General features: G+C 42.8%; 8 protein-coding genes and 1 pseudogene. 2 read left to right on the top strand and 7 right to left on the bottom strand.

Annotated features, from left to right (window positions below; translation table 11 throughout):
- Positions 1–190 precede the first annotated feature (190 nt).
- The 4 genes and pseudogenes from glgB to H6G08_RS37460 all read right to left on the bottom strand — a co-directional run.
- The gene (glgB, locus tag H6G08_RS11175; RefSeq protein WP_190541765.1) at positions 191–2,485 is read right to left on the bottom strand and encodes a 1,4-alpha-glucan branching enzyme; all 2,295 of its coding nucleotides are present in this window, start codon (positions 2,483–2,485) and stop codon (positions 191–193) included.
- 465 nt (positions 2,486–2,950) lie between these two features.
- Positions 2,951–3,265, bottom strand: coding sequence for a hypothetical protein (locus H6G08_RS11170; RefSeq protein WP_190541805.1), 315 nt, complete (start codon positions 3,263–3,265; stop codon positions 2,951–2,953).
- 312 nt (positions 3,266–3,577) lie between these two features.
- On the bottom strand, positions 3,578–3,832 hold the full coding sequence (locus H6G08_RS11165; protein WP_190541762.1) for a hypothetical protein: 255 nt from the start codon (positions 3,830–3,832) through the stop codon (positions 3,578–3,580).
- A gap of 150 nt (positions 3,833–3,982) precedes the next feature.
- Positions 3,983–4,188 (bottom strand): annotated as a pseudogene (locus H6G08_RS37460) (hypothetical protein); the annotation flags it as partial.
- 556 nt (positions 4,189–4,744) lie between these two features.
- On the opposite strand from H6G08_RS37460, the gene H6G08_RS11160 reads away from it, so the two are divergent.
- Both H6G08_RS11160 and H6G08_RS11155 read left to right on the top strand, forming a co-directional pair.
- Positions 4,745–5,437, top strand: a complete 693-nt coding sequence (locus H6G08_RS11160; RefSeq protein ID WP_190541759.1) for a hypothetical protein — start codon at positions 4,745–4,747, stop codon at positions 5,435–5,437.
- Between the two features lie 130 nt (positions 5,438–5,567).
- Complete coding sequence (locus H6G08_RS11155) at positions 5,568–7,412, top strand: peptidoglycan D,D-transpeptidase FtsI family protein (protein WP_190541756.1); 1,845 nt, start codon at positions 5,568–5,570, stop codon at positions 7,410–7,412.
- Between the two features lie 422 nt (positions 7,413–7,834).
- Here the strand turns inward: H6G08_RS11155 and H6G08_RS11150 are convergent, their stop codons facing one another.
- The 3 genes from H6G08_RS11150 to H6G08_RS11140 are packed head-to-tail and all read right to left on the bottom strand — an operon-like array spanning position 7,835 to position 9,625.
- On the bottom strand, positions 7,835–8,878 hold the full coding sequence (locus H6G08_RS11150; protein ID WP_190541753.1) for a caspase family protein: 1,044 nt from the start codon (positions 8,876–8,878) through the stop codon (positions 7,835–7,837).
- 13 nt (positions 8,879–8,891) lie between these two features.
- Positions 8,892–9,335 carry a PIN domain-containing protein gene (locus tag H6G08_RS11145; RefSeq protein WP_190541750.1) on the bottom strand — a complete coding sequence of 148 codons (444 nt, stop codon included), beginning with the start codon at positions 9,333–9,335 and terminating at the stop codon, positions 8,892–8,894.
- Positions 9,335–9,625 carry a DUF2281 domain-containing protein gene (locus H6G08_RS11140; protein WP_190541749.1) on the bottom strand — a complete coding sequence of 97 codons (291 nt, stop codon included), beginning with the start codon at positions 9,623–9,625 and terminating at the stop codon, positions 9,335–9,337. Before H6G08_RS11140 ends, H6G08_RS11145 begins: the two co-directional genes overlap by 1 nt.
- Positions 9,626–10,227 lie beyond the last annotated feature (602 nt).

Here is a 10,227-nt window from a genome sequence, read left to right as displayed (position 1 = left end):
AGTCAACAGTCAACAGTCAACAGTCAACAGTCAACAGTCAACAGTCAACAGTCAACAGTCAACAGTCAACAGTCAACAGTCAACAGTCAACAGTCAACAGTCAACAGCTATATAACACCACTCCCGATTCTAAAACGAAAAATTGCGCGATCGCCTAAATTAAAGGGTGGGACTATGCCCACCCTCTTAATTAAGATTCCAGCGCTTTTGCTGTCTTCTCTTTATCCAACTTGAGAATTAAAACCCCCAAAGGTGGTAAACATAAATCTAGGGAATAAGGACGATTGTGCAACGACCAGTCATCAGTCCATTTACCGCCTAAATTACCCATGTTGCTACCACCATATTGGCGCGCATCACTATTAAACAACTCGGTATAAAAACCCTTTTCTGGTACACCTATGCGGTAATGGGAATGAGGCTGAGGTGTAAAGTTGCAAACCACAACTACAAAATTATCAGAATCTTTTTCCCGACGAATAAAGGAAACTACACTATGGCGGTTGTCGCTACAGTCAATCCACTCAAACCCAGGTTCAGCAAAATCTTGGGTATATAAAGCGGGTTCGCCGCGATAAAGATAATTTAGTTCGTGGAAAAATTGTTTTAACTGTTGATGGGCTTCATATTGCAGTAAGTGCCATTCTAAATCAGCCCAGACATTCCACTCACTCCACTGCCCAAACTCCATGCTCATAAACATGGTTTTCTTACCAGGGTGAGCAAACATATAGCTAAACAAACAACGTATATTAGCTAACTTCTGCCATGTATCCCCTGGCATTTTGCCAATCATATTACTCTTACCATGCACCACTTCATCGTGGGAAAGTGCCAGCATGAAGTTTTCGCTGTGGTTGTACCACATACTAAAGGTGACGTTATTTTGGTGGAACTGACGGAACCAAGGATCCATACTGAAGTAATCCAGCATGTCATGCATCCAGCCCATATTCCACTTTAAGTTGAAACCCAAACCACCAGTGTAGGTAGGCCAAGATACCATCGGCCAAGAAGTAGATTCTTCCGCAATGGAAAGCGCACCGGGGAAATAGGTGAAAATCAGATAATTTACTTGACGCAGAAAATCTGCGGCTTCTAGATTTTCTCTACCACCGTACTGGTTAGGTAGCCATTCTCCTGGTTTACGGCAATAGTCGAGGTAGAGCATAGAAGCCACAGCATCGACGCGAATACCGTCTATATGGTACTTATCAAACCAAAACAGGGCATTTGCCGCCAGGAAATTACGGACTTCATGACGCGAATAATTAAATACCAGTGTTCCCCATTCTTTATGTTCGCCTTTGCGGGGGTCGGCATGTTCGTATAAATGACTACCATCAAAGAAGGCTAAACCATGTCCATCTTTGGGGAAATGTCCGGGAACCCAATCGACAATTACACCAATGCCATTTAAGTGACATTGATCAACAAAATACATGAAATCTTCAGGAGTACCAAACCGGGAGGTAGGAGCATAATATCCGGTTACTTGATAACCCCAAGAACCATCAAAGGGGTGTTCGGCAATGGGTAACAGTTCTACGTGAGTGTAACCCAATTCTTTAACGTAGGGTATTAATTTTTCTGCTAATTCTCGGTAAGTTAGGAAGCGCGCGCCGGGTTTGAGTTCGGAAACTATAACTACAGGTTCAGTTTCGCCATTGGGTAATTTGGCTGGTTCAGCACTAGAAGCATGTAGCCAAGAGCCGATATGGACTTCGTAGACGGAAACAGGCTGAGTGAGAGGATCGCTATGACGCCGCTTTTCTAACCAATCTTCATCACTCCATTTATAGGTATTTAAATCGGTAACAATCGATGCAGTTTTTGGGCGCGGTTCCTGTTGAAAACCGTAGGGATCGGATTTTTCGTAAATGTGACCTTCAAAATTTTTGATTTCATATTTATAATGCTCGCCTGCACCTAATTCAGGAATAAACAATTCCCAAACGCCAGTAGGGCCTTTGCGCATTTGGTGTTTGCGCCCATCCCAGCTATTAAAATCGCCCAATAAAGAAACGTTACGGGCGTTAGGTGCCCAAACAGCAAAGTAGACGCCTTTAACACCGTCTACTTCTGTCAGGTGCGCTCCTAGTTTTTCATAAATTCGGTGGTGGTTACCTTCACCAAACAAATGCAAATCAAAATCTGTGAGACGGGGAGAACGGAAGGCGTAAGGATCGTAGGTGACGCGCTCGCGATCGCCTTCTTTAATTTTTAGCTGGTAGTTTGGTAGTTCTGCTGTTTCAATCGTGCATTCAAAAAAGTGGGGATGATGCACTGTTTGCATCGGGTATTCTTTGCGTTCTTCGGGAACTACTACCGACACTGCACTTGCATTTGGTAGGTAAGCTCGCACAGCCCAGACATTTTTGCCATTTTGTTCTATAAGATGCGAACCCAGTACTTCAAAAGGATCTTGATGTTGATTCCAAACGATACGGTTAACCTGTTCAGGGGCGATCGTGGTCATGGACATGAAAGCTACCTACGTTAAATAAAGTGATTGAGTAAACGAGTTTTCTAACTTTATATATATTCTTTACATTTATTTGCAATTTTGTCCTCACCGTTATCGTACATCAGAAATGATTCACTAATACTGCTAGCGCCTAAGTCAAAAGTCAAAAGAAGCAGGGGAGCAGGGAGCAGGGGGCAAGGGGGAAGACTGGGAACGGAAGCTCAAACTCCGCCCCAGTAAGAGCGAACAAAGAAGGGCGGGGCTTGATACCCGTGTTCCGCCGCTCCGCTCCACGGCTCCAGGGCAGGGGACTGCTCCCCCTGCTCCCTGCCCCCTGCCCCTCCGCCTCTTTGATCAAAACGATCGCTCTCTCATCAACCAGTCCCTAATGACAACTGTACGGGCGGGTTCACAGATATCCGCAAATATCCTAACGATCGCACATAAACCCGCCCCTATTGACAACTGACTATGACCAATCGCTCAAATTCCTAAAAATGGGAAGAATTGCAGCAAAGCTTTCCGGATGCGTAATAAGAAAATCTGATCCCGGATTCGGGGATCTAGTTTGGGCGGTGGGCTGACTTGCAAATTTTCTTGCAATTGTGCATATTCTGCAGCAGTTAGAGGCTTACCATCAATAGGCGATCGCGCTGCAAGTATTATCTCTGTACGGAGGATTTCTTCGGGAATATCCTCTGGTGGTGGTAACGCCCTCACCACTGTTGTTAAATGGCTGTTCAACCACAATACAATGCTGATGCTGATGCTCAAAACCAAAAATCTTGTCCGCTTCATCGGTATCCTTTTAAGTTCTGAGTCCAGATTGCCATAAACTAAGCTTAAGGCTACTAACTGCCGACCAAAGCCAAGAAAGCTCAAAAATAAATTTTTTTAATGAGATATTGTGATGCGATCGCAGCAAAAGGACACTTGGTAGCAGTCTTTGCTTCTTCACCAGTGTCCTCTTTCTTGCTGATTGGATTAAACAGGTACTTAAGCACCCTCAATTTGCATTGAGCAACACCAGAACTTGGGTAACCTTATATCCCCACCAACCTACTCTCAGGATAATGGTGAGGAATGTAGTTACTAAACCTAAATATACTATTAGGGTGACTTTGTAGCAGCAGGGCTAGCAGCAGGGCTAGCAGCAGGAGAAGTTTTAGTAGTACCACCAGGAGAAGTGGTAGCAGCAGGAGAAGCAGGGGTTTTAGTAGAACCAGAGTCACTGGGTTCGCCTGTAGCAGCTGGGCTGCTGGCTGGACTGCTACCAGTACCACCAGGTTCACCACCGCCTTCACAAGCACCGAGAAATGTAGCCAGACTTAAAGCGAGAGCCAAACCGAAGATTTTTGTTTTCATAACTCCTCTTTCACCAATTGTGGCAATAACAAATTTTCGCCTGATGAATAAGATACCCTATTTATTGCTTTTTTTTAAAATACTTTGAGAGATATATATTCAAATTAATGGAAAAGATTTTTTCGTGAACTACTCAGGGTTTCGCGTTGGCTAACCCTGAGCTTCTGTACTCACAGGCGAGTGCCGTAACTTGGACTTTCGCCCTAGTTTCGGTCTTACCTCCCCTCCTACAGCAGAGACGGCTGATAGCGAAGCGTTAGCGACGAAGGAGCGTCACCTTCCGCCTTTAGCATTTCGGCTTCGCTCAATGCAAGCATTCTGATACCTTCTGCTCTTATATTTATCGCTGCGTTTCCATATGTAATTCTCAGTAAAGCAATCAGATAAAATATTTGGCAATTCCAAAAGACACCCGCCTCACACATCAAAGAGCGGTTGATTTAGTTCGTTGCGGTCTTCGTTGTTGCCCTGCTTTCATCCCCAGGTGTAGTTCACGGAACCTGGGGACTTCCCGCAGTGTTAGTTAAAACTTTGGCAAAAGAATTATCTAGATATCGGTGAAAGCAGATAGCCAAGACAGTCAAAGCTTAACACCTAGTTAAAATCTGTAACTTTAGCGCAAAGCGAGCTATCATACCAAAAATCGTGATGTTTTCGCGGACACTTGTAGCTTTCTTGAGAGCATTGCCATACTTTAGAGACAATGCCCAAAGGTCAAGTTGTCCAATTGCAGTTTGCAATCAGCAAGCATCGCCATATTTAAGGGATGCAAACATTGGGGCAGCTACCTAGCAGAATATTGAAAATGAGTTTAGGGTATTATTTGCGCCGATCGCATTCGGGAGCGATTTCCACCTAAACAAACCCGGACAAGCAATATACAATCTAGTTTTTCCATATCTCCAAAAAATTATGCCTGCGGCTCGCAAATCAGCTGTTTCTGTATCGAGTAATAATTGGTTTCGACGAGAACCTACCCTATCTTTAGGGAAAAGGCGATCGCCAAATCGAAATTCAGCCACACCAGCCTCTACACCTGCTGTTGAATCTTTACCAGTCACGACTAGCAGACAACGGCGTTCATCGCCAAAGTTATCTGTTTCGGCAAAAAATGGATCTGTTATCCACCCAAAAGAGCGATCGGGTAAATCATCTGCCAATTTCCCCGAAAAAGCTAATTCTGGGCAGAAAAGCCAGAAATTAGGCTTTTTGAAGTTTCCCGTGAATAGCGATCGCGGAAATTTACCTGTATGGTTATTACGTTTTTATACAGTTCATCGTTATTCTTCAGTTGTTGCATTTTTATTAGTCGCAGCCACCCTAGTAGTTTATGGCTGGACAGTTTATTCTCAGGATGTTTGGAGTCGGGGATACCGTCAATTACAAAATTTACAACGTCACGAACGACAGTTGACTACAACTAATGCTGCACTCACCAACAAAATGGCTGAAGAAGCAGAACAACCAACAGCCGGATTAGCCCTACCAACTCCATCCCGCACGATTTTTCTGCCCCCAGCATCTCATAGTCCTAATTCCCCACCAGATCAGACAACACCCAACCAAGAGACACAACAACCAATTTCTTCACCCTTGGGGTATTAAGGTTAAGAGTCAATGGTCAATGGTCAATGGTCAATGGTCAATGGTCAAGATTAAATTGACTTTAGACTCTGGACTATTGACTCTGGACTATTGACTCTGGACTATTGACTATTGACAATGGACAAACCCAATGCGTAAGTCACCAACTAAAAGTAGATTTAAAAATTTTCGCCATTCAGATTTTACGAGGCGGAGGCAATTTTCTAAGCAGAGTTTACCAGAAAACTCGACGACTAATAATCAAGAAAAGCTAGGCAATAGCAGAACTCGACTGTTCATCACATGGGGTGTACTAATTGCTGCCGGTTTGGGGTTGGCGATTAATTTGTATCAATTACAAATCTTGCAGGGCGCAAAGCTAACGGAAAGGGCGAGAAACCAGCAAATGGTAAATCTTAGGCCTTTTATGCCCCGTCGTCCGGTAATCGATCGCAGTAATAATGTATTGGCAATTGACCGTCCTGTATATACTGTCTTTGCCCATCCCAAGCTGTTTGATAAATCTAATAAAGAAATCGCTAAACTCATAGCTCCAGTAATAAATAAAGATGCTGATGAATTAGTTAAAATATTTGACAGTAAAAAAAGTGGCATTACATTAGCCGCAGCATTGCCGGAAGAAATCGCCGATCGCTTTATCGCCTTAAGGCTAAATGGGTTTGAATTTACACAAAAATATTCGCGTTTTTACCCACAAGAAGACTTAGCAGCTGATGTGGTAGGTTACGTCAATCTTGACCGTCGCGGTCAGGCGGGGGTGGAATATAGTCAAGAGAAGTTATTAGAACGTCCTGTACAAACGGTGCGATTAAGTCGATCTGGTAATGGCGCATTGATGCCTAATAATGCACCGGAAGGGTTTTTGCATTTTGATGACTTGCAATTACAATTAACTCTTGATAGCCGCCTGCAACGGGCTGCTCGTTCTGCACTCAAGCAACAGATGGAAAAGTTTGGTGCAAAACGAGGTGGAGTCATTGTGATGGATGCAATGGATGGCTCAATACTTGCTTTAGTTTCTCAACCAACTTACGATCCAAATCAGTATTCTAAAGCGAAAATCGAACTGTTTAAAAACTGGACTGTCGCCGATCTTTACGAACCAGGCTCGACATTTAAGCCTTTAAATGTAGCGATCGCTCTGGAAAATGGTGTAATTAGACCAGATGATGTATTTAACGATCCTGGTTCTATTGCAGTAGCCGATCGCATTATCAAAAATGCGCAAAACAAAAGTTACGGGCAAATCAACATTGCTCAAATTCTCCAACATTCCAGCAATATTGGCATGGTGCAAATCATCCAAAGATTGCAGCCCAATGTCTATTACAATTGGCTGGAACGTTTAGGGTTAGGACAAACCTCGGATACAGATTTACCTTTTGAAGTCGGCAGTCGCTTAAAAAGTCAAGAAGAATTCATTTCTTCACCCATTGAACCTGCGACTACCTCTTTTGGGCAAGGCTTTTCTTTAACACCCTTGCAATTAGTACAAATGCACGGAGCTTTAGCCAATGGCGGTAAATTAGTCACTCCCCATGTCATCCGTGGGTTAGTTGATAGTAAAGGACAGATGCATTATGTACCAAATCGTCCGATGCCGCGCCAAATTTTCTCACCAGCTACAACCCAACGGGTAGTTGAAATGATGGAATCTGTAGTTGCTGAGGGTACTGGTAAGGTAGCACAAATCCCCAACTACCGAATTGGTGGGAAAACAGGTACAGCACAAAAAGCTAGTGCCTCCGGCGGTTATTTAGCTGGTGCTAGAATTACCAGCTTTGTCGGGATTTTACCTGTAGAATCTCCCCGCTATGTTGTTTTGGCATTAGTAGATGAGCCAAAAGGAGAAAATGCCTACGGTTCTACCGTCGCTGCACCAATTGTTAAAGCCGTGATGGAAGCGTTGATTCCCATTGAACAAATACCACCGAGTTCATCAAGCGATAATAATCCAGTGAATCCGCAAAATTAGCCCAAACTGCTATTCAATCGCTTACAGGCAGTGTCTACGCTATATATGCCGTTTGGGGTGTGAAGCGATCGCTTTTAAGCATGTTTTGTCACTTTTAGGACTTACGCAGTGTCATATATTTTTCATGCTTTTTGTCAATGATCAATAGTCCATAGTCCAAAAACGTGAATTTTGACCATTGACTTTTGACCACCCTTGTGAGGGTTTTTGTGTTCGGTGCGTAAGTCCTAACTTTGTGAAAATAAAAATCAGAGCCAATCTTTTAACTCTAAATACAACGAGCATTTGAGTGTTTAGGAGTCGTGTAAAAATAAGTTGAACAATTTAATATTTCTAGTGCGAGCAGCGTTCGACTGAGCGCTCACGCCGAAGTCTTGCCCGCGCGAGCAAGATGCTCGCACTACTTATTTTTACTTAATGCCTTATGATTCGATAAATGACTCAATGCGATCCAGTTCATCGCTGAGATGAGCGAGTTTCGCTTCTTCATCAAGTAGCTGTTGTTCTAACTGAAACTTCACTGCTGTACCAGCTTCAATCGCTAAAGCTTCCCGCATCTGCTTCACTTTCTCAGTACGCTTGTTCCATTCAGCTTGAAGTATATCTAGTTTCTGCTGCGATCGCCTGCGTTGTCCAGCAGTTAAACCTAGAGCAATTGGGCTAGTTTCAATAGTTGCAGTTTCCCCAGGTAAAAATTTACTTCCCCCAGCGTAGTAACACAGGGGAAAATTATCGCCTAAATCCAGCACTTTGTTGACAAATGGGTGTTGTGGCCCCGAAGCTCTTTTTGGTACTTGGTCAAACAAGTACACTAAAATATCTAGAATCCGAGCATAGCCATCTTGATTAAATGCAGCTTTCCCTTGCAAAGCTTCCAGCAAGCAATCAGTAAAAGCACTATAAGGTTGACCTGTATAAGAATATTCATCTTCCCGTGAAGAAGCAACCACCACTTTACCGCTTCCAGTTCCCAGCACATTCAACAATTCTGGTGGTAAAGGTGATTTCTCAAATACCTCCCCTGATTCCTTCAAAGCCGGAACACCGCCAGCATGACAGCAATCTAACAAAACCACCAGCTTCCGCGCTGTAATGGCTTCAATTTTTTGGGTAAATTCTAAACCTGATATCGCAGTATTTGGGCGTTGACTAGGATCATAGCCATAAGGTACAAGGAAGTATTCATTGGTGCGTTTAATGCGTCCCCCATGTCCAGAGTAGTAAATAATGACAGTCGCATCAGGATTTTGATTGACTTGGGTAATAATTTCGTCAAAAGCTGCGAGGATATTTTGCCGAGTAGCAGCAGTTTCAGTAAGCAGTGTCACCTGTGTTGCTGGATAGGCGGCGCGGTTCTGGTCAATCAATACATCTCTGAAAGCAGTAGCATCTTTGACAGTGACAGGTAAATCTGCACCTACGCCAATGAGTAATGCATAACCGTTGTTAAAAGTTGCGTTTGTCATACTTATTTTTTTATCAAACCCAAGATTCTAGGGCAAATGTTCTCACCTGTTGAATTCGCAAAAAATCACTATCTCTAGAAACAACAGTTAAATTATTTTGCAGTGCAATAGCTGCGATCCAAATGTCGTTTTCATCAAAACCTAAATCAGTGATTTTAGTTTTTCTCTGTTTGTTTTTATCTTTGGGTGCAAATTGCTTAAATACAGCTGCTTTTAGTTGACCATAAATAGTAGCAGTAGATGCATTAATACTGGAAATATATATACCCTGAAGAAAGCGGTGAATCAGATCTAAGTTACTTTCCCTGCGTTGAGAACGTTCTGCCATATCTACCAGTTCACCTTGAACAATGACACAAGTTGTAATTAGGCTGTTTTCTAATTCGGCAATGCGACGTAGTAGATTCACATCACCTAGAATGGCAGCACTACAATGATTTGTATCTAATAGGTACATTATTCAAAAGGGTTATCATAATCAAATTTTGCTTTGCCGCGAGTAGCATAAACTAGCCGCAGACACTCTTCTAAATCATCACCTTCCCATTTACCAATAGTTTTTAGATGTTCTAGAAGCGAGCGACCTGTAGAATTTGTATTAGCGTGAGTAGGAGATGTTGAAGCTTCTGGCTTAGGCTGAGTTTCAGTTTCTTTTGTTTTTAGAAAGCGTAAAAAATCTAGAGTTTCAGCCAGAATATTATCGGGGCTGGATTCAATTTCTTGTAGTAGTTGTTCCTTGATTGTCATAATTATTTCTGACCGCTAATTATTCCCCCTTCATTGTATCGGAAAATTAGGAATTACTGAGTCAATTGTGTTCATGAAAACAACAAGCTATCTTTATTACAGCATCAGTTATCCTGACTACACAAAAGAGCGATCGCCTATTTTACTTCGCTAAACTTGTGAAGAGGTGCGATCGCCTAAAAGCGAATGTGATGGTTGAGTGCGATCGCCTGTTTGACTCGATCAACTTGTGGGGAGGTGCGATCGCCTAAAAGCGAATGTGATTGTTGACAGCGATCGCTTGTTTTACTCGATCAACTTGTGGGGAAGTGCGATCGCCTAAAAGCTGATGTGATGGTTGAGAGCGATCGCTGGTTTTACTCGATCAACTTGTGGGGAATTGCGATCGCACTTGTGTTAATTAATGTGATTTATTTACATTTTGGGTTTATCATACCCTATTTTGTAGTGTGTTATGTGTGGTCGCTGCGCCCCATGACTATTAAGAGTCTACAGAACTTTTTTCAATTAAAATCACTTAAATTCCTCTCACTCAAGCATAACAAAATCTCCGCCCTCAATTTTTACAAGAACAGGTTTACTCTGACGCTCTCCTTGATTAA

The organism is Calothrix anomala FACHB-343, from assembly GCF_014696435.1.
GTDB lineage: Bacteria > Cyanobacteriota > Cyanobacteriia > Cyanobacteriales > Nostocaceae > Aulosira > Aulosira anomala_A.
Note: the sequence above shows the minus strand (reverse complement) of the source record. Positions and strands in the feature narration are given on the sequence as shown.